Origin of the sequence: Thiothrix litoralis (assembly GCF_017901135.1) — a bacterium.
Classification (GTDB): Bacteria; Pseudomonadota; Gammaproteobacteria; order Thiotrichales; family Thiotrichaceae; genus Thiothrix; species Thiothrix litoralis.
In genome coordinates, this window is record NZ_CP072801.1 from 2,026,548 (window position 1) to 2,048,849 (window position 22,302).

The window sequence follows — 22,302 nt, forward strand, 5'->3', positions numbered from 1 at the left end:
GATGAACGAGCTAACGATCACCACCGATTTTACTGATATTGCGTTGCCAACCGATTTGGCCACCTCCCAGCAGCTTAACCGTGATCTGCTGACGTTGGTGGTTGCGTTGCAGGCACGGGTAAAACAACTGGAAGCGGAACTGACAGAACTGAAAGAACGCCTGAATGACTCCTCCGCCACCTCCTCTAACCCCCCGTCACGTGACACGCCCGAACAACGCGCCCAACGCGAGCGCAAACCGAAAAGCCCGTTAAAACGCGGCGGTCAGCCAGGACACAGCAAACATGAACGCACCTTGGTGGAGGAATCACGCCTGGATGCTATCCAGCATTACTATCCCGAAGGCTGTTGCCGTTGTGGTGGTCATCTGGTGCTGGAAACCACGCCGAGCCAGCGTCATCAGGTATTTGACCTACCGGAAGTTGCTTATCAAGTAACGGAACACCGCCTGTATGCGGGTACGTGTAGTTGCTGCGGGAAACGTCAGGTAGCCGAGTTACCCGAAGACATCCCCAGCGGGCAGATGGGTGCTGGCTTGATCAGTTGGATCACCCTGATGAACGGGGCGTGCCGCCTGTCCACGCGGCAAATCCAGTTACTGCTGGAAGAACAATGGCAGTTATCCTTCAGTAGCGGTGCGATCAGTGAGGCTACTGCCCCCGTCAGCCGTTGGTTAGCACCCTTATATGCTCAGGCGGGTGATGCAGTGCGTAGCAGCCCGGTGGTAAACGCGGATGAAACCAGTCACTACCGTGGGCGCGAACGTGAATGGTTATGGGTGATGTGTTCGCCACAGGTGGTGTACTTCATGACGCATTACTCACGCGGCAAAGGTGCAGCGGACGAATTGCTGGGAAAATTCAATGGCGTACTCGTGACCGACCAGCACGGCGGCTATAATCACCACCCCAATGAACGACGGCAACTGTGCTGGGCGCACATTATCCGTAAGTTCAAAAAAATAGCACAACGTTACGGGCGTGCAGGCATCTTAGGGAAGCGTTTGCTGCGTCTGGCACGCCTGATTGTCCACTTGCATAACCGCAAGCTCGCAGGTGCTTACTCGGACAGGTTGTACCGGCAACGCATGGATAAACTCCGCGAAGCCTTCCGCCAGACATTGGTAGCAGGTAGCGGCTTACGTCAAGCACAACATCCTGATAAGCCGACTAAAACCGCCAACCAGTGCCAACGCTTACGGGATGATGACCTGATGTTATGGACATTTTTGCGTCATTCCGGTGTTCCTCTGACCAACAATGCTGCCGAACGGGCTATCCGCCCCTATGTCATCTGGCGTAAGACCAGCTTTTTTAGCCAATCTTTCCGAGGTGATCAATTCCGCCCGTTAATACTGACTATCGTGGAAACCTGCAAACGCCTAGGTATCAGCGCTTACCGAATTATCCGCCAAGCGTGTCAGCAGGCATTGGCTAAAAAGCCGGTGACGGTGCGTTTGCCTATTCCCCCTCCGCAAGTATTGAAGGGGGCTGCTCCGTGAACAGTTACTCATCGAAGATTTGCAGGTCGGTAATATGTCCAAGTCAGCGGCAGGCACAGCGGAAAACCCCGGCAAGAACGTTGCCCAGAAATCCGGCTTAAACAAAGCCATTCTCGACCAAGGCTGGGGTGAATTTCGACGGCAACTGGATTATAAAATGGCATGGAAGGGCGGTATATTGTTCGCTATTCCACCGCATTACACCAGTCAGGAATGCCCCGAATGTCACCATGTAGCGGCGGACAATCGTCAGACGCAAGCGCGGTTTGTGTGTGTGCAATGCCATTACGAAAATAACGCCGATCATGTCGGCGCGATCAATGTTTTAGAGCGGGGATACCGCTTGTTAGCCTGTGGAGATGCGGCCTTAAGCCGCTCGATGAAGCAGGAACCCACCGAAGTCAGTCAGCTATCTAGTGTCTGACCGGAAACCCTAAAACCCTTTTCCGATCAAGATGCTACGCCCGTTTTCCTTGCCCTAAGATTTCCCGGAAGCAGGCCAGAAAGCTGCAAAAGCGCCCAAAATAGGGCAAAATAGGGCATCCATCCGCCAAACTTCGCAGGAGACACACGATGCGTGAAGTGATCGCCCGCCAACTTCGCCTGGGTCACGCTGACATCGGCAGGCTGACCTTCAACCCACGTTCGCGGGACGACATCCCGCAGGTGTTGCAAGGGCTGCAATACATTTATGTGACAGACGAACTGCGTGAGGCGGTGTTTGCGGTGCTGGAAAAGCGGGTTCCGGCGGAGGTGGACGCCAGCCGTGGACGCCCCGGCATGGATCTGTGGAATGCGCTGGTGCTGGCGACATTGCGGGTGAACCTGAACTGGGACTATGACCGGCTGCTGGAGATGGCGAACCAGCACCGCAGCATCCGTCAGATGCTGGGGCATGGTTTCTGGGATGATGACGATGAGTACAAGCTGCAAACGGTCAAGGACAACGCCGCTCTGGTGGACGAAGCCAGCCTGCAACGCATCAACCAGTTGGTGGTGGAGGCCGGTCACAAGCTGCTAAAAAAAAAGCCGCGCCGCTGAGCGCCCGTTGTGACTCCTTCGTGGTGGAAAGCAACATCCACTACCCGACCGACATCAACCTGTTGTACGACGCGGTGCGTTGTTCGGTGCGCACGGTGGCCGATTGGTGTGAAGGGCACGGCGACAGCCGCTGGCGGCAATGGCAGTACAATCTCCGCCAGGTGAAGAAAGCCTGCCGTCATGCGCAGAAGCTCAAGCACTCCAGCTCCCAAGACCCGGACAAGCAGGCCACCCGGCAACAGGCCATCCGTGACGCCCACCACACCTACCTGGGCCTGTGCGCCGCGCTGTTGTCGAAAGTGGAGGAAACGGTGGCTGACCTGCCCCTCAGCCTGCTGGACAGCCGGTCGGGCAACGACCTCCAGCGCTGGCTGGGGTACGGGTGGCATCAGGTTGACCTGGTGCGGCGGCGGGTGCTGGACGGGGAAACCATCCCCCACGGCGACAAGATCTTCTCCCTCTTCGAGGATTACAGCGAATGGCTCAGCAAGGGCAAAGCCGGTGTGCCGGTGGAGCTGGGCCTGAACGTGTGCGTGATGGAATCGGCTGACGGCTTCATCCTCCACCACCAAGTGATGCAACACTGCCCCGACAGTGAGATTGCCGTGACCATGGTTAAGCAAGCCAAAGCGCTGTTCCCCTCCCTGAGCGCGTGCAGCTTTGACAAGGGGTTCCACTCACCGGCCAGACCAGCGCGAACTGGCCGAACTGCTCGACCGGGTGGTGTTGCCGAAAAAGGCCGCTGGAGCCAGGCGGACACTGCCCGTGAAACCGACCCGGCGTTTGTCCAGGCCAGACGCCAGCACTCAGCGGTGGAATCCGGCATCAACGCACTGGAAGTCCATGGGCTGGACTATTGCCCCGACCGGGGGCTGGAACGCTTCAAGCGCTATGTGGCACTGGCGGTGGTGGGCAGGAACCTGCAAAAGGTCGGGGCCATTTTACAGGCCAGGGCGTTGGAGGCCTTGCAGAAGGATGAACGCCGACGACAGCGCCAAGCCGCCTGAACCACCCCACAACGCCGACCGATGAGGGAAAATGCCGGGAAGGCAGGGCAGCCCCTGCACCGAAGGCAAGCCTGCGCTGCCAGCCATGCCTTGAAACCCAGCGTTTTACCCTCGTGCTTGCCAGAAGGTGGCGGGGAAAACGGCTGCATGGACTAAAATTGGGCACTCGTGGCGGCAGGAAGGCTTTTTCGGTCAGACACTATCTAGCTGAATGCAGTAGGAATCCCCTTCCTTCAGGGAGGGGAGGATGTCAAGATTTGCCCTGCAATCTAGCGGGATGAGGGCTGGTGTGCAAGTGGGGAAGCCTTTTACCCAGCGATCATGACCATTGAATAAATTTATTAAATTGATATACTCATTAAATATAATAACAAAAAAATCAGCATTAAGAACGAAAAAAACCGAAAAATCATAATGATAACGGAATTATAAGAATGAAGACCCCAATGCCTGAATCGCACGTTGCCAATGGAACGGTTGGTTTTGCCTTGCAAATCCTGCTGGTTTTACTGCTACTTATCGTCAACAGTACAACTCAGGCTGCCAGTTGCCCTACCGGCATGACCGTCACCAGCTATTCAGGCAATGCCACTAATGTCATTCAGGATATTGGCGTTGACTATGAAACCCAAGCATTGGGTGCACCTTCCGCAATCAACACAACGACCAGCTCAAACAACTCAGCACTGGTGGCCGCAGGTGACACCTTGGGATTGGATTTAGGCATCATTATTCCTGCTGGCTCAACCCTCAATATTTCCTTGGCCAGAAACAACAGCACGGGGCGGGTACGCATCGAAACATCACTCGATAATAGCAGCTATACTTCTGTAGGTACTTTTGGCAATACCAGCACATTGGGAACAGGGACTACCGATATATTAGGGCAAATCAACGTAACCATACCAACTGGTAGTGCACGTTACATCCGTTTCGTCCGTGAAGCAGGTGGTGTTTGGGTTGATGCCGTTTCATACTCACAAGTTTGCGCCACGGCAACCTTTGGTGATCATGGTGATGCCCCGGCAACTTATGGGGATGCCCGCCATGCCCTGTCAACCACGAATATCTACCTGGGTGCAACACCTCCCGACTACGAAAATACCAGTGAGAACAGTTTTAATGCGCTGGGTGATGGCCTTGAAGAAGATAGCGCCCCCCACACAGACTCAGCAAATGGCCCTTATGAGGCAGCCCGTTTCCCTGTCCTGAAAATGACGGACACCAGTTACAGCACCCCCATTACCGTGACCAATACCAGTGGTACTGCTGGCAAATTGTACGGCTGGATAGACTTTAACAAGAATGGCACATTTGAAGCAGGGGAAGGTACTTCCGTCAGCGTACCAACAGGTTCTAACGAAGCAACCATTAACCTGGCATGGAACAGTATTCCGGTTGACATTCAGTTGGGTACGACTTACATCCGACTACGCCTGACAACCGATAGCAGCATCACCACTAGCACGCCCACGGGCTCGGTCAGTAATGGCGAGGTGGAAGATTACCCCATTGCCATTTACCAAGCTATCCAGCCTGACAGCGCCAGTTTGAGCATCGTGAATGGTGCAATTCCGATGGCCTGCCAACAAGTCATATTGACGGATGACTTCAACGACATAGGCGGATTTAGTTGGGGAGCCAATAAACCGGGGAGCCAAGAAATTCGTAACTGGGTACGCTCTGGTGGCGGCACTGGAACGTATGCATACATCAAATATCTTGGCGACACGCAGGAGCATGGCGTGTATTTTGGTAATGGCGCGGTACGAGGGATTGCGCCCGACTTCCATAACGGTTTTACCTTTGATGCCAATGGGCACTTAACAACCCCCATCACGGCTATCGCCCTCAGGGATGTAGCCGATGATTTCAAACTGACTGCCGAGGGAAATCAATATGGCCCGGAATCAGTTAAGCTGTCCCGCTCTGTGCCTACAGTAGTCGGGAAAAAATACCGCCTGTATTTTAAAGCCATACCAGAAGAGGGTAGTTTCAGCCCAGGTATTATGCGGGTTGACGCCCCCGGAGGTTCCATCCACTTCAAGGCTCCCGGCAGTAGCGAATCCACCCAGAACTATGCGATTGAGTTCACGGCAACGTCGACCACTTCAACCATTGCCTTCATCAATTATGGGCATGTGTCGGGCGACTGGTGCAACCCCCAAAGTGATGACTGGTGCACCACGGGCGGTACAAGAGATGGCACATCCCCTAACGAATTGATCGTTGATGATGTGGTGCTCGCGGAAGCTCTGTGTAATACCGGGGCTATCAGCGGCACGGTTTACACCGACAGCAACGGCAACAGCAGCTATGACTCCGGCACAGAATCCGGCATCGGCTTCATTACAGTTTCTGTTTATGATGAAAAATTCACACCCACAGATACAGCAGATGACACGCTTATCACGACAACAAGTACCTCAGCTAATGGCTCCTATAGCTTCAGCGGGCTGGATTCCGGCCTGACTTACCGGATTCAGGTGGAGACCAACCTGCCATCTGGTGCAACCATCGGCACAACGAATCCACTCAGTGGCAAAGTCGTTACCGCAGGCGGCACACTTACCAACCAAAACTTTGGATTTAACCCACCAACCTCTTGTAACACAAGCAACGGTGATTTTGGCGGAACAGTGTTCCGTGACTACGACGGGGATGGCACACAAAACTTGTTGGAAACGGGGCTGGGAGGCGTGACCGTTACTGCTTACAGCAATACCAACAGTGCAGTTTCTACGGCCACCACCGCTAATAATGGCGTCTACAAACTAACCGGATTGACGGTTGGTAGCCAATACCGTTTGGAATTCACCAACCTGCCCAGCTATACCGAACCGGGCATACACAGCGCCACCTCCGCCACCAGCGTGCGCTTTATCACCGTCAGCGCTTCCTGCGACAACCATTTTGCTGTCCAAAGTCCGGCGGAATATTGCCAAGCAAACCCTCACATTGCCGTACCAACCTACACCTACGGAGATTCCAGTGCGAGTAAGGTGGGGTCGAAGCCGGGTATCTACACATTCCCTTACAGCGCCACGGGCGATGCCTCTAACCGAACGTCTAACCCCACCCAAAAAACCACGATTGGCCAAACCGGGGCAACTTGGGGCACGGCCTACCAAGCCTCAACCAAAACACTCTACACCGCCGCCGTCATGCGTCGGTTTGTCGGGTTTGGCACGCTAAGTACCGGGGGCATCTACAAGCTTGACATGTCAAACCCGGCTGCTGCCTCCACCGGGGCAACGAACTATATTGATGTCCGCACCTTGGGTATCCCAACGGGGGATGATGTCCGCGACAGTACTACTTGTAACAAGCTTGCCACCACCACCAGCTCCCCATCGCATGATATTGCCGCTTGGGATGCCGTCGGCAAAGTGGGGATTGGTGATATTGATTACGATGACACCAGCCGCACACTTTGGCTGGTCAACTTGAATGACAGAAAGTTATATGGCATCCGCAACATCAGCCCAACTACGCCCCCAGTAGCGGCGGATGTGGCTGGTGGATATGCCATTAACCTGCCAGCCCCCTACACCTGTACCAGTGGGACATTCCGCCCATGGGCTGTCAAATATTACCGTGGGCAAGTCTATGTGGGCGGTGTCTGTGATGCTTCCAGCGCCCCTGTCACGGCAAACCTCAAAGGCTATGTCCTGAAATTTGACCCCGCCAATACAGCGGCAGGTTTCAGCTATGTCAAGGATATACCCCTTGGCTATAACCACCCGATTGATTTGAATAACCCTGTCGGCGCATGGAAGGGCTGGATTTCTGCTGCGGAAGCAGTGGCGGCTGGAGCACCCACCAACAGTGCACAACATTCCCCCATCATCAGCAACCTTGAGTTCGATACCGATGGCTCCATCATTGTAGGCATCATCGACCGTGCCGCCATGCAAAATGGCGATAATGCCCAGAATGTGCCCAGTTGCACGAACACCAGCACCAGTAACCCGGATTTAACCGGTGACATACTCCGCTTATGTAAAACGGACACGGGGTACATAAGTGATTCAGAACCTGGTTGTAAAACCGACATTCCTGCCAATATCAAGATGCAGGATGAATACTACTGGGGAGATTATGGTATTTATCCAAACTTGGCTGGAGATCTCAGGGAAATTGCCACAGGTGGTTTGGCGCTTGTACCCGGTACAGGCGAGGTGGTCAGCACGACCTATGATGATAGCGCTTGGCTCACCAATGAGATCATGTGGCTAAACAATCAGACCGGGGCAGCCAATGACCGCTATTACCTTGGAACCAACCTAATGGGTAAAGCGGCAGGCATGGGCGACATCGAAGTGCTATGCGACCCTGCCCCCACCGAGGTCGGCAACCGCGTGTGGCTGGATACCAACAAGGACGGTATTCAGGATGCTGGCGAAGCCGGTATCAACAATGTCACGGTCACGCTGGCCTGCGGTACTGATACTGCGACTGCGACGACCAATACTGCTGGGGAATACTATTTCTCCAACAAAACTGGCGGGAATGCCACGTTTATGGATGCTGGTGAAAGCTGTACGTTAAAAGTCAATGGCAGTCAGACCAGTCTCAGCAGTTATACACTGACTACGCAGAATGCAGATAGCAAAACTGACAACAACCGTTACACCGACATCCGTGACTCCGATGCCGCCAACAATGCGGGAACGGCTGAAATCAGCTTTACGGTCGGCAGTGCCGGGCAAAATAACCACGGGCTGGATTTCGGCTATCAACCAGTGGCGGCAGCCAGTGGATTGAGTGGCAAAGTCTGGCTCGATAGCAACAAAGATGGCCTTCAGAACGATGGCACAACCTCCGGTATCGAAGGTGCAACGGTAGAACTGTATAACCCCGCGACTAGCAGCGTACTTGCCACTAAAACAACTGGTGCTGATGGCAGCTACCAATTCACCAGTGCAGACGGGTTACAAGCGTATACCAATTACCAGATACGGATAGCCACACTTGACGCTAATCCACCCTTGTCTTACTGGGCAATCACCAGCCTGCACAGCGGCTCCGACCCCTTGCTGGACTCAGATGCCGCCGTTTCCGGTAGCTACTGGACAATCGCCCTCAGCAGTCCTACAGCGGGCAATCAGGTTGCGGGTAACAACTTTGGGTTCGTGGTTACTCCCGTTTCCGGGTGTCTGGATGCGGGTAGCACCGGGGTTTCCAACGGGCAACGCTTGTACAAAACCCACGGCTTCGATTTCGGCGGGCAAAGTGTTGTCGGCTACTGTGCGGAAATGAATGATGCTGACCCAGCCGCAGGTGACAACTATTCCGTCAACAGTCAGGACAGATTGGGTCTTACAGCCCTTCAGCGGGAAAAGATCGCACGCAGCTACGCTGCCCTGACCGACCCTGATATTGTCTTTACCGCTGCCAGTGCCTTCCCGGTAAACCAAGGTTTTGGACAAAATTTTGGTTTAAGCAGCCTGTTGCATTACATGGGTTGGTATTACATCGAATACAACGAAGATCTGAACGCGATGAGCGCGGCACGACTGGATACCAACAGCAACTACACGCCAGAACAACGCATTGTGATGAAAGCCCTGGCGGGGAAAATTGCCGACCGGGTGAACGGTGCCAATGGTGAGACCCAATACCCGGTACAGGACATGTACTGGCTATGGAACCTGACCAGTACCAGCCGTCAGGATATTATCATACCCGCACTGTATGCAGCAGGCTCCAGTTGTACAGCAGCCCGCACCATTTCCGGCAAAGTGTTTGAAGACGTGAACTACGGCGGTGGCGCAGGCCGTGCCTTCGGTACAGCCGGAGTAAATGGCGCACGGGTCGAAGTTTATAATGCGACAGGTAACTTCCTGAGCAGCACCACGACGGCAGCCGATGGAACTTATACCCTCAACGGACTGAGCAGTGGCAATTACTATGTGCGCGTCGTCAACGATACGGTCAAATCCACCCGTACCGGCTCCAACGGCACGGAACGTGGTATCCAGATCTACCGGACTGATGGCACAACGGCTGTTACTAATGAAGTGGGCGGGCGTAAACCTGTCGGTGTGGATAGCACTGCGAATACCACCAGCCAGACACTGAATACGACCACCTTCACGCTGTCAGGTGGCGGGCAGGTACAATCCGTACAGCCCATCACGGTAGCGGGCAGCGCGATCAGCGGAGCCAATTTCGGCTTTAACTTCGACACTATCGTTAACACCAATGACAGCGGGCAAGGTTCCTTGCGCCAGTTCATCCTGAATGCCGTCCTGTTGGGTAGCGACAGCACGCTCGCGCAAACCGGGCGTACCGCAGCAAAAGAGAATGCCATCCTGGAACTGTCGACCAGTGACCCTAACTACAATGCGACCCATCAATACTGGAGCATTGCGGTACAAAGCGAATTGCCGACCTTGGGTGACGATATTATTCTGGATGGATCGACTCAGCCTTCGCGGACAAACTTTGCCTTCGCCAACCGGCCTGTTATTGAACTAAATGGTAGCGGTACAGCCGGTACCTGGGCGAATGGCCTGCGCCTGAATGGCGCGACCAATGGCAGTACCATCAAATACCTCGCCATCAATCGCTTCGACAATGCGGGCATCAAGCTGGTTAACTCGAAAAACAACCTGATTGAAGCCAACTACATCGGCACTGACCCAACCGCTACGGCCAAAAATATTGGCAACACAGGGCATGGCGTCAACGTGATCAGCCCGGTTGGTTTAAGCGTCATTAGAGGCAACCTGATTGCCTACAACTACGGTGATGGTGTCACCGTATGGAACTTTAATGGTGTTGGCGTCGAGGAGGCCGCACTCATTTCAAGCAATAGTATTTATGCCAACCTGGGGCTGGGCATCGACCTGACCGATAACGATGTCACACTCAACGACGCGAATGACGCAGACACCGGGCCGAATAAGCTACTCAACTTCCCGATCCTGTCACAAATCACTTCTGCCAGTGGCAACCTGACCCTGAAGGGCTGTGCGCCTGCCGGGGCAACGGTGGAATTGTTCGAGGCGGATGTCAGCCCCGGTGGTGCGGCCACTGTCGGCGCAAATAAATTCAGCAAATCCAAAGACTACGGCGAAGGCCAGACCTACCTTGCCAGCTTCGTGGAAGGCAGTGCTGCCGACACCGACAGCAGTAACTGCGCACTGCCAACCGATGCGGATGGCAACAACCAGACTGGCATGAAAGCGTTCAGTGTAACCCTGCCTGTGCCTGCCGGGTTTGTAACGGGTGACGCGATGACCACAACCGCGACGCTTGCCACATCGGGTACATCAGAGTTTTCACCTGTTATGTCGTTTACATCAACAGCGGCAACAGACTACGGCGATGCACCAGATAGTTACCACACCCAGCAAAGCAATAACGGTGCAAGCCACACCATCGTCGCCAACTTCTCTTTAGGCGCAACGGTGGATGGCGAAACCGATGGACAACCCACTGCGGCGGCGGATGGCGATGGTGCGGATGAGGACGGAGTGCATTTCATCACACCACTCCTGCCCGGTGAATCTGCCTTAATCGCGGTCGGGACAACGCAAACTAACGTGGCAACGGCCTATCTCAATGGCTGGATTGACTTCAATCATGACGGGGATTTTGCCGATGCCAACGAACACATCATTACCGACCAAACCATTGCGAGTGTCTATACGACGCTCGCTCTCTTGGCGAATATTCCAGCGGATGCAATCCCCGGTGACACCTATGCCCGCTTCCGTCTGAGCAGTGCCAGTGGCACGAGCTACGACGGTGCAGCCACTGATGGCGAAGTGGAAGACTACAAAGTCACCATCACCGCCCCCAGCCGGGTCGGCGATACGGTATGGTTGGATACAAACCAAAATGGTATTCAAGATGCCGGTGAGGCAGGCGTACAAGGTGTGACGGTCAAGCTTTACCGCAAAAGTGACAACCGTTTGCTGGGAGCAAAATTAACGGACAGCGCAGGTAATTACTTCTTCGCTAATGAGTTGGCGGCAGGTACCTACTACCTTGAGTTTACGAAACCTGCGGGGTATCAATTTACCCTACAGGACGCAGGAACTGACCCTGCCTTGAACAGCGATGCAGACCCCACTACAGGGCGCACCGGGGACATTACTGTCGTGGCAGGCATCCCTCAAACCCAGTGGGATGCCGGTCTGATTGCCAATGCCTTAGTCGTGACCCAGTGCCAGGCAATACCTTTCAGCACCACACAGGTTGACCATAATTTCAGTGTGCCGAAGTTTGATGGCGCGTTAGGGACACTCACAGGGGTGCAGGTCAATGCCTATTCCGGCATCAAGCAAATTTGGGCGCTTGAGAACCGCTCAACCTCGGCGGCGAGTTTCAAGATTACCTCCACGATGCCCGCCAGTTTCACCTTGCCGAATGCATCCAATTTAGCACTGGATTACAGTTACAATTCCGGGATATTTTCTATCCCCGCCTTTGATGGGGTCAGTGATTATGTGGGCACATCAGGGAAAAGCCTGGATGCATGGCGCTACGAAGGCAGTGCCGTATCCAACAACTACACGCCTACCGCTGATTTTGTGGCAGCCAACGCAGGGGAGAGCGTCACCCTGCCTTACAGCAGTGGAGAGGGTAGCATGAGCCTCGTCGGGGGTGGCGGCAATGCTTTATTCACGATAAGAACACAAGCATCGGCAGGCGTCTGTGTTAATTACACGTACACGCCACCCCCACCGCCGTCTCTCGGTTGCAGCGTGCTGGATAACTTTGACAGCACCAGCGTGGAAACTATTGACCTCACCTCCAGCAGCCAAGGCTCTGTCACCCAAACATGGAATGCCAATGTTGATACGCTAATCGGTGGAGCTCGCACTCTGACCTTTGGGCCTGCACCACGCGGTACAGCCACTAACGGTTATGGGCTACTGGATATTGCTAACAATGCTGGCACAGCCGCTAATATGAAGCTGTGTTACAACGCCAATGGCGCTGGGTTAAACGTTAACGTAAGCCAGATCGAGAATATCCTGCTGAATGTATCGGAAGATGAGCATCACAACCCGGATGCCGCCACCCGTGCCAACATTCCAATGACCATCACCTTGTCGGATGGTTTCAACAGCGCCTCCCTTACCCAGGACATGGTTAGCCTTGCTTATCAACAATTGGGAACCACCGATGGCTGGGTCAATCTCCGTTTCCCCTTGGCCAATTTCACCAATATCAATAACCTTAATCGCACCAATGTTCAAAGTGTCTGTATCGAAGTCGCAGGCAAACAGGGGCACGACTACGCGTTTGAAAAAGTGATGCTGGAAGACACCAACACTTGCTCAAGCGTAACGGGCAAAGTGTTTGAAGACGTGAACTATGGGGGTGGTGCAAGCCGTGCATTTAGCAGTGCTGCGAGTGCCAAAGGTGTCAATGGTGCAAGACTGGAGCTATACAGCAACAGCGGGAAGCTTATTGAAAGTACCAACAGTTACTTAGATGCCAGCAACGGGGCGGGCACGTATACCTTTGCAGCGCTGACCTCCGGGGACTATTATGTCCGCGCCGTCAGCGACACGGTAAAATCCACCCGTAGCGGCGCAAATGGTACGGAAGTAGGCGTCATGATCTACCGTACCGACGGTATCACCCCAACGACCACGGAAAAGGGTGGACGCAAGCCCAGTGCGATAGATGCTGCGGTCAATGACCGCGAAACAACCTTGAATACTGGCACATTTACCTTCAGTGGTGGCACGCTGAATAATAAGCCAGCACAAGCTATCCAACCGATTACGCTAAGCAGCACCAACCCCAACAAAGTGGATTTCGGCTTCAATTTCAGCACCGTCGTAAACACCAATGACAGTGGGCAAGGTTCACTACGCCAGTTCTTGCTGAATGCCAACCTGTTGGGCGATGACAGCACCCTTGCACAAACCGGGCGGGTAGCTGGCAAAGAAAATGCCATTCTGGAATTGCCGACCACTGACCCGAACTACAATACGGCAAAAGGCTATTGGAGCATTCCTCTCCAAAGCGCACTGCCAGCCATCACCTCACCCTTGGTGCTGGATGGTTCCCTGCCAGCAGGCTCCAATAATAATCCCACTCTGGAACTCAAAGGCACCACGGCAGGTGCAGGTAGCAATGGCCTTACCCTGCAAACAGGTGGTAGTGGCAGCACGATCCGCAAACTCGCCATCAATGGGTTCAGCGGCGCGGCCATCTACCTGAATGGCAGCAGTAACAATAGCCTGCAAGCCAACTACCTAGGCGTCACCCCGGCTAATGCGGCTCGTTCCAATACGGGTGCGGGTATCCTACTGAATGCAGCCAGCAATAATCTGATCGGTGGTACTGCCAGCGGCGCAGGTAACATAATTGCCAACAACGCCGGTGACGGTATTGCCGTGACGGGCGCAACCTCGCAGGCCAACGCTATGCTGGGCAACAGCATCTTTAACAATACAGGGCTGGGTATTGACCTCGGTGATAATGGTGTGACCCCCAACGACCCCGGGGATACAGACACCGGCCCAAACAACCTGCTCAACTTCCCGGAAGTCAAAACCAGCTCGTTCGGCGCAAACGGCACCAAGGTCATCACCTATGACTTTGATCTGGATGTCCCCGCAGGCGATTACCGTCTGGAATTCTTTGCCAGTACCGCCAAAGACCCCTCCGGCAACGGTGAAGGCCAAGTGTTTCTTGGCTATAAAGACCTGAATGGTGTAGTCCCCGGATCGCACAATATCAAAGGCACGTTTAATGCCAATATGACCGTGGTAAAAGGCACGTTCATTTCCACCACCCTGACCCAGAAGACCGGCGCCACCAGTTTCGGTGCAACTTCCGAGTTTTCGGGTATCCGCGATGGCATTACCACACAAGTGTGTGACAGCCTCACTGCGGATACAGGCTCAGACATGGTGATAGATGAAAACAACCCAAGTACTGTCATCAAGTTTCTGGAAGCCTTTGACTATTCCACCTCACCAGCAACACCGATTATCTACGTCATCAGTGGTGGTGCAGACGGCAGCCTGTTTACGATTGAAAACCCCACAGCAACCTCTACCCTACCGTGTGCAGCGATAAAGTTCATCTCCAATAATGTCGTGGTTACCAAGTCAGCCAGTGCCAATATTGAAACCCGCGCGATTATCACGCCGGGGCAATTACCAGCGCCGGGCAACTATGAGCTGCCGATAGATAATGGCAAGGATAATACCTATGACTTCCAAGTAACCGGCACAACCGTGACGGGCAAGAAATACGTGCGCGACCTGAGCGTGCGGGTCATGGATACCAACGAAGCCCCGGTCATTACCTCCGCAGCAGACACCTCTGTCACGGAAGACACCAGCGTGGATGTCCTCACCGTCAGGGCACAAGACCCGGATGCAGGCGACACACTGTCTTACAGTATCAGCGGCGGTGCTGATGCCAGTCAGTTCGAGCTTGCTGCGACCACCGGCATTCTGCACTTCAGGGCAGTCCCTGATTATGATGCACCGATGGACACTAACCGCGACAACCTCTACGCAGTGGAAGTCACTGTGAGCGACCAAGGTGGTCTAAGCAACAGCAAGCTGTTCAACGTCACGGTTATCAATAACACTGCCGATGACGGGGTGCTGGTCAATGTCAAAGCCTTGTTACAAGGCGCGTATGACAACAATAACACGCTCATGTCAGACGCCCTCAACAAACAAGGTCTGTTGCCAAACAAGCAACCGTATGCCACTGCCCCATTCAAGTATACCGGGGCAGAAACGCTCAGCACCCTGCTTCAGGAAGCCACCGGCAGTAATGCGGTGGTTGACTGGGTACTGGTTGAATTGCGCAGCAGCCCCAGCAGTGTAGTTGCCAGCCGTGCCGTCATGTTGCAACGTAATGGTAATCTGGTCGATTCCCAGACAGGCGCTTCGACCCTGCACTTTGCCAAGGTCAAGGCAGGTAATTACTACGTCAGTGTGCGCCACCGCAACCACCTTGCTGTCATCAGCGCCAGCCCGGTCAGTCTGGATAACACCGTGAAACTGGTCAACTTTGCTGCCAGCTCAACCGCTGTCAAAGGAGAAGAGTCACGCTTCATCAGCGGGAAACTCGCGATGATGTGGGCAGGCGACATCAATGCCAGCAATACCCTGACCGCTAACGGTCCAGGCAATGACGTCACCAGCCTGTTGAGTGGTGTCATCAGCAGCATGGATAACGTACAAGGCAATACCAACCATATCCTGTCCGGTTATCTAGCAACAGACCTGAATATGGATGGCAAAACCCTGTTCACCGGCCCCGGTAACGACACCAGCTTGCTGGTGGGTAACATTATCCTGCACCCACTCAATACCGGGTTCGCCGCCAACTACATTGTGCGCGGCGGTTTGTAAGCCACCGTAAGCACCCAAAGAAAAGGGGCGGTTCGTTGATCAACGAACCGCCCTTTGTGCTTTAAAGCAATGTTGACTATTATCAAGTTATATCGACCCAATATCACCACCCAAAACCATGAGGTCTATTATGCAAAAAAGCAGACCAAACATCAGCCTGTGATTCTGGGTTACTATCTTCTGGCAAATAAATGACGAATGACGTGCAAAGTATCAGGTTCCGCCTGCAAGGCTACGGTATCACCTGATACTTTGTACACGGTAGCTGTCAGTACGGGTAACGCTGCGGATAGCGCGGGCCTGTCCGGTCTATCCTGTTAGTGTCCCGATTACGATCCCGATCGTACCTTGTGGTAGTGTTTTTATCCCAACCACGTTGCGGATGTTTCCATCCCCAAATCCGTCGCTGCTGGTCATATGACCAAACATACCCGGCTCCCGGAGAAGCATAGGCTGGGTTTACATACCTGACACCCGGCGGCGGCACGTATCTCGCGGCTGGCTCCCCGTATGTCCGTACCGGAGGCGCATCAACGCAGCCAACTAATGTGCTAACCAGCAGTGTTGTTACTAGTAAACGAATCATCACACCCTCCTCACCTGTTTCAGCAAAATACCGACGTTATTAATAAGCTTTACACCTTATTACCCCCTAAAACAAGGGCGAAATTGACCGTCTTTTAAACAGACCCTGTATTATGGTGTCCACAAGCGGAACCCACCCGCAAACGCCGCCATATCATCGCCGTGCCGCGTACCAGCAGAGAAATTTTCCAGCAACTTGGTATTGCCACCGCCGACCACCACGTCAGTCGATTCCAGTGCGGTTTGTAAACGCTCGATGACATCGAAGACGGCTTTGCGCCATTTCTTTTCGCCGCACTCCTCCAGCCTTTTCACCCCAACGTAATCTTCAAAGGGCTTCGGGAGGGATAGCGGGCAACGGTGGACGGGGGGAGTCTGTCATAGCAGTGAGTGTAGGAGGTTTTTCTTTACTTACCCGTGGGTAATGAGAAGTTACTAAGTTATGGTCGTTTGCACACAAATTGGGGAATATTATTCACTGAAGAAACAGCTTGGGATAAGGGCTGTGAGACAGGGTGCTGGAGGCTGAACTCAGAATCGAACTGAGGTACTCGGATTTGCAATCCGGTGCATTACCACTATGCTATTCAGCCTTTATTGTGGGTAAGACCACGGTACAGATGAGAAATTGGAGCGGGAAACGAGGCTCGAACTCGCGACCCCAACCTTGGCAAGGTTGTGCTCTACCACTGAGCTATTCCCGCATATTGACTTGTTACAAAAAGTACGAATGGTATGCGTACTTTTTTTGAATTTGGAGCGGGAAACGAGGCTCGAACTCGCGACCCCAACCTTGGCAAGGTTGTGCTCTACCACTGAGCTATTCCCGCTGAACAGGCTGCGAATAATAAATAGTGCAGCCTGTACTGTCAACTAATGAAATGGTTTTTTTTAAGCACTATGTCATAAGTGGCTCAATAAGACCGACAAAGCGGCCTCATCCAGCACATCCACTCCCAAACTTTGAGCTTTATCGAGCTTGGAGCCCGCACTTTCCCCCGCAATCAGCGCCGTGGTCTTTTTCGAAACACTGTTGGAGACTTTCGCCCCCAGCGCTTCCAGATCGGCCTTGATGTCATCGCGGGAACGGCTGAGCGTGCCCGTAATGACGTAAGTCTTGCCAGCCAAGGGTAAAGCCTCTGGCGGTTTAGCTTCGTAATCAGGCCAATGGACACCCAAATCCCGCAAATGCTGGATCGTGTCGCGGTTGTGGGCTTCGCTGAAGAACTGGGCGACATTCGCCGCAACAATCACACCAATATCGGGAACCAGCTTCAAGGTTTCTTCGCTAGCAGCCTGTATCGCTTCCAAGGAACCGAAATGGCGCGAAAGCCCTTTAGCCGTTCCCTCGCCTGCGTTGCGGATGCCTAGCCCGTAAATAAAGCGTTCCAGCGTGGTGGATTTGCTGCTTTCCAGCGCGGCAATGAGGTTTTCGGCAGACTTCTTGCCCATGCGCTCCAAACCTGCCACGGCTGCAACATCCAGGCTATAGAGGTCATCCACATGACGGATCAAACCTGCATCAAACAGTTGCTCCACCATTTTGTCACCCAAGCCATCGATATTCAGGGCTTTGCGTGAAGCGAAGTGTTTGATCGCCTCTTTGACTTGCGCGGGGCAATACAAACCGCCTGTGCAACGCGCAACTGCTTCACCTTCCGAGCGCTTCACCTCCGAACCGCACACCGGGCAATGGACAGGCATCACAATCGGTACAGCACCTTCCGGGCGGCGTTCGAGGATGACACTGGCCACTTCGGGAATCACGTCCCCTGCCCTGCGCACGATCACCGAGTCACCGATACGCACATCCTTGCGTTCGATTTCGTCCATATTGTGCAAGGTGGCATTGCTGACGGTCACACCGCCAACGAACACGGGTTTGAGGCGAGCAACCGGCGTGAGTGCGCCAGTACGCCCGACCTGAAACTCAATGCCTTCCAGCACAGTCACTTCCTCCTGAGCGGGAAACTTGTGCGCCATCGCCCAACGCGGGGCGCGGCTAATGAAACCGAGTTCCTGCTGAAGCGTGATGGCATTGACCTTGTAAACCACACCGTCAATGTCATACGGCAAACTGTTACGCCTTGCGCCGATCTCACCGAAGTATTCCAGACAACCTTGCGCCCCCTGCACAATGCGAATATCAGGGCACACCCGCAAACCCCATGTACGGAATTGTTGCAGAATCGCGTAATGGGTATCGGGCACTGCTCCACCTTCCACCAACCCAACGGCATAGCAGAAAATATCCAGCGGGCGCTTTGCCGTCAAACGCGGATCAAGCTGGCGCAAACTACCCGCTGCCGCGTTGCGCGGGTTAACAAAAGTTTTCTCACCCAGCGCCCGCATTTTGGCATTAAAGGCTTCAAACCCGGCTTTGGGCATGTAAATTTCGCCACGTACTTCCAGCACATCAGGCCAACCTTCACCCATCAGCCGCAGCGGAACCGAGGCAATGGTACGCACATTGTGGGTAACATCTTCACCCGTTTCGCCATCACCACGAGTGGCGGCCTGCGTGAACACACCGTGTTCGTAGCGAATGCTGATCGCAAGGCCATCGAGCTTGGGTTCGGCAACGAATTCGATTTCCGCAGCCGATTTCAGACGGTCGTGGATACGTTTATCGAACGCCAGTAATTCCGTCTCGCTGAACACGTTGCCCAGCGACAACATCGGAATAGCGTGTTTGACTTCGCCGAATTCACTTAACGCTGCGCCCCCAACACGCTGGGTTGGGGAATCGGGGGTCACCCGTTCTGGGTGCTCAGCTTCGAGCACCTGTAATTCGCGGAACAGACGATCATATTCCACATCAGGAATAACCGGGTCATCCATCACATAGTAGCGATGGTTGTGATAACGCAGTTGTTCCCGTAGGGTTTCAAGCTGTATCTCAATGGCTTGCATATTATTTCTCTTATTTTTCAAACACCGCGATGGACTCCACATGCGAGGTATGCGGGAACATATCCATCACCCCTGCCCCCACCAAGCGATAGCCATGCTCATGCACCAATTCGTAAGTATCCCGCGCCAGCGTTGCCGGGTCACACGACACATACACAATCCGCCCCGCGTTGAGCTTGCCGAAATGGGCAATGATTTCTTTCGCACCCGCGCGTGGCGGGTCAAGCAAAATCTTGTCGTAGCGATTTTTCTTCAACCACGGCTCATGCTGCAAGTTGTCGCCCATCAGGTTACAAACGTGGTAATCGGTATTCATGATGCCATTGGCGTGAGCCGCAGCACGGGCGCGTTCCACCATCGTCTGTTCGCCTTCCACGCCGATGACCTGAGCAGCGACTCGCGCCAATGGCAGGGTGAAGTTGCCTAAGCCGCAGAATAAATCCAGCACAGTGTCCGTTGGTTCAGGCGCAAGCAATTCCAACGCACGCGCTACCATCTTGCGGTTCAGCGGCTGGTTGACCTGAATGAAATCCAGCGGCATGAAGCCCACTTTGGTGTTGAATTGCGGGTGTTCGTAATACAACGCCGGGTTTTCCGGCCAGATACAATGGACAGTTTCTGGGCCTTTCGGCTGCAAATAGATCTGATAATTAAATTGCTTGCCAAACGCTAACAACTTTTCAGTATCGCCTTCAGAAAGCTCTTCCATGTGACGGAAAATCAGCGCGGTGGCATTGTCGCCATCCCCCACCGCCACTTCGATTTGCGGGAGAGATTCGCGGGCATCCAGACTGGCAATCAGTGCTTGAAAGTCGAGCAAGTGTTCACCAAGGCTGGGATGCAGGATTTCGCAGCGATTGAGTTCGGCGAGAAAGCCACCTTCTTTTTCGCGAAAGCCGACCAGCGCCTTGTCTTTTTTGCGTACCCACTTTGCACCGAGACGGGCTTTGCGGCGGTATGCCCAACCCTCAGCGGTGAGTGGCGCAAACACGGTTTCTGGCTCGGCTTTGCCAATGTGCTTGAGGTTGTCGAGCATGGCACGTTGTTTGTAGCGGATTTGCGCTTCGAGGGAGATGTGTTGCCAGCTACACGCGCCACATACGCCGAAATGTTCGCAACGCGGTTCAACCCGATCCGGCGAAGGGCTGAGGATGGTTTCAACCTTGCCGATGTCGTGCTTGGGCTTGTGCGAGGTGTAACGGAAGGCGACGGTTTCACCCGGCAATGCGCCGTCGATGAACACGGTTTTACCCTCAATGTGAGTAACACCTTGGCCTTCAAGGGTTAGCGATTCAATGGTAGTTTCAATCAGCGGGCTGTTTTGAATACCCTTGGGTTTTCTGTTTCTGTGTCGGCTCATGCACCCGCCTCCCATGCGGCTTCAAACGCTTGTAAATGTTCCTTGCCAGACGCTTGCAGGTGTTTGCGCACCAGTTCGCATTCGCTGTTGTATTTGTCGATGAGGATGTGTCCGCGCAGCAGTTGGAAGCGTAGGTACACCAGCCAAGTATTCAACACGTCCGTTTCGCAGTAGTTACGGATGTCGGCGAGTTTGCCTTCCTGATAGGCATCCCAGACTTTTGCGCCGCTCATGCCCATTTTGCCGGGGAAACCGAACAGGGTCGCGAGTTCATCCAGTGGAGCGTTGGCACGTCCGCTGTAGAGTGCCAGCAAATCCATCAGGTCGGTGTGGCGCGTGTGGTAGCGGCTGATGTAATTGTTCCACTTGAAGCTGCTGTCGTCTTCGCCCATGTCCCAGTAACGCGGGGCGCAGATTTTGTGTTTCATGGCGCGGTAATGGATCACCGGCAGGTCGAAACCACTGCCGTTCCACGACACGATGGTGGGCGTGTAGCGGTCGATGCCGTCGAAGAAACGTTGCAGGATTTCTTTTTCATCGGCAGATTCATCTCCTAGCGTCCAAACTTTGAAGTCATCGCCTTTGCCACGAAACGTGACGGAAATCGCCACGATTTTGTGCAGGTGATGCGCCAAAAATTCTGTGCCATTTTTTTGGAAACGCAGGTGGTACATGGCTTTAGCAATGCCGTCAGCATCCAAATCGCCAAGGTCATAAAGTTTGCGCCCGCCTTCAATGTCGGGGATGGTTTCGATGTCGAAAACTAAGGTGTTCATGATTATCCTTTATAGCGGCAGGCTAAAACCGAGTTTTGGTACGGCATTGGTCATGCTGAAAATGTCTCATCATCAAACATCGGAGCATAGTCCTTTCGGTTAGATACGCAGGCAGAGGGGCAGTTTACACACCCATCCAACAAACGCCCCCATGCATTACCCGTACAATCCAGCAGTTCATTAAGCGTTTTGTCATTCAGGTTCGGAAAGGCAGCTTCCACATGGGCATGGCTGATTTCCATATCCGGTATTTGTCCGTTTAGCTTTTTCAACACCGTGCTTTGCAATAGGGTTGCCAGCCTGATACAGGATTGATTGAAACTTGCTTGTGTATAGCCATGCTTTGACAAGTACTTTTTGAGTTTATTGGGTACGGCCACATCAATTTCACTGGCCAGTTCAAAGGCAAACCAGTTGAACTTGGTCTTATCCTTACGGGTCTTGGCAAAGTGAATCGGTTTGATTGTTGAGAAATCGGTATTCGGGTTTGTCATGGTTTCCCTTTCACTCCTGACTGCCGCGCCTCACACATGGATTTCATGCGCTCGAACACTAGCGGTTCTAGCCCAGACAATGAGGATTTGCGGGGCTGACGACCAAGATTTTCGGCCGTATAGCGTTCTGTCAGTGCTTCCAAAGCACACATGACGGCATAGTCAGACAAAACGGAATTTTCTTTATAGACGGAAACGATAGCAAATTCGATATTTTGCAGTACGTCCTGATATTGCTCTTCAACTTTCATGGTATCTCCGACAGGGTT

At 53.6% G+C, this 22,302-nt stretch carries 9 protein-coding genes, 3 tRNA genes and 1 pseudogene; 4 read left to right on the forward strand and 9 right to left on the reverse strand.

Going from position 1 to position 22,302, the window contains the following annotated elements:
* The first annotated feature begins 1 nt into the window (after nt 1).
* The 4 genes and pseudogenes from tnpC to J9253_RS21230 all read left to right on the forward strand — a co-directional run bounded on the left by tnpC (nt 2) and on the right by J9253_RS21230 (nt 15,905).
* Nucleotides 2-1,501, forward strand: coding sequence for an IS66 family transposase (gene tnpC / locus J9253_RS09870; RefSeq protein ID WP_210223604.1), 1,500 nt, complete (start codon nt 2-4; stop codon nt 1,499-1,501).
* 19 nt (nt 1,502-1,520) lie between these two features.
* Nucleotides 1,521-1,925 carry an RNA-guided endonuclease InsQ/TnpB family protein gene (locus tag J9253_RS09875; protein WP_228291561.1) on the forward strand — a complete coding sequence of 135 codons (405 nt, stop codon included), beginning with the start codon at nt 1,521-1,523 and terminating at the stop codon, nt 1,923-1,925.
* 149 nt (nt 1,926-2,074) lie between these two features.
* Nucleotides 2,075-3,549, forward strand: a pseudogene (locus J9253_RS09880) (ISNCY family transposase).
* Between the two features lie 446 nt (nt 3,550-3,995).
* Nucleotides 3,996-15,905, forward strand: coding sequence for an SdrD B-like domain-containing protein (locus tag J9253_RS21230; protein ID WP_210224411.1), 11,910 nt, complete (start codon nt 3,996-3,998; stop codon nt 15,903-15,905).
* 696 nt (nt 15,906-16,601) lie between these two features.
* On the opposite strand, the gene J9253_RS09890 is transcribed toward J9253_RS21230, so the two are convergent.
* From J9253_RS09890 to J9253_RS09930, 9 genes are all read right to left on the reverse strand, one after another.
* A complete protein-coding gene (locus J9253_RS09890) occupies nt 16,602-16,805 on the reverse strand; it encodes a hypothetical protein (RefSeq protein ID WP_210224412.1) in 204 nt (67 codons plus the stop codon).
* Nucleotides 16,806-17,009: 204 nt separating this feature from the next.
* Nucleotides 17,010-17,083, reverse strand: a tRNA-Cys gene (locus tag J9253_RS09895).
* 36 nt (nt 17,084-17,119) lie between these two features.
* A tRNA-Gly gene (locus tag J9253_RS09900) sits at nt 17,120-17,194 on the reverse strand.
* 51 nt (nt 17,195-17,245) lie between these two features.
* A tRNA-Gly gene (locus J9253_RS09905) sits at nt 17,246-17,320 on the reverse strand.
* A 73-nt stretch (nt 17,321-17,393) separates the two neighbouring features.
* A complete protein-coding gene (gene ligA, locus J9253_RS09910) occupies nt 17,394-19,403 on the reverse strand; it encodes an NAD-dependent DNA ligase LigA (protein WP_210224413.1) in 2,010 nt (669 codons plus the stop codon).
* 10 nt (nt 19,404-19,413) lie between these two features.
* Nucleotides 19,414-20,763 carry a 23S rRNA (uracil(1939)-C(5))-methyltransferase RlmD gene (gene rlmD, locus J9253_RS09915; protein WP_210224414.1) on the reverse strand — a complete coding sequence of 450 codons (1,350 nt, stop codon included), beginning with the start codon at nt 20,761-20,763 and terminating at the stop codon, nt 19,414-19,416.
* The gene (locus J9253_RS09920; RefSeq protein WP_028488206.1) at nt 20,760-21,539 is read right to left on the reverse strand and encodes a 3'-5' exonuclease; all 780 of its coding nucleotides are present in this window, start codon (nt 21,537-21,539) and stop codon (nt 20,760-20,762) included. Before J9253_RS09920 ends, rlmD begins: the two co-directional genes overlap by 4 nt.
* Nucleotides 21,540-21,589: 50 nt before the next feature.
* Nucleotides 21,590-22,033 (reverse strand): hypothetical protein, encoded by a 444-nt coding sequence (locus J9253_RS09925; RefSeq protein ID WP_210224415.1) that lies wholly within the window; start codon nt 22,031-22,033, stop codon nt 21,590-21,592.
* Nucleotides 22,030-22,284, reverse strand: a complete 255-nt coding sequence (locus J9253_RS09930; RefSeq protein WP_210224416.1) for a hypothetical protein — start codon at nt 22,282-22,284, stop codon at nt 22,030-22,032. The genes J9253_RS09925 and J9253_RS09930 overlap by 4 nt, the downstream gene beginning before the upstream one ends.
* Nucleotides 22,285-22,302: the final 18 nt, after the last annotated feature.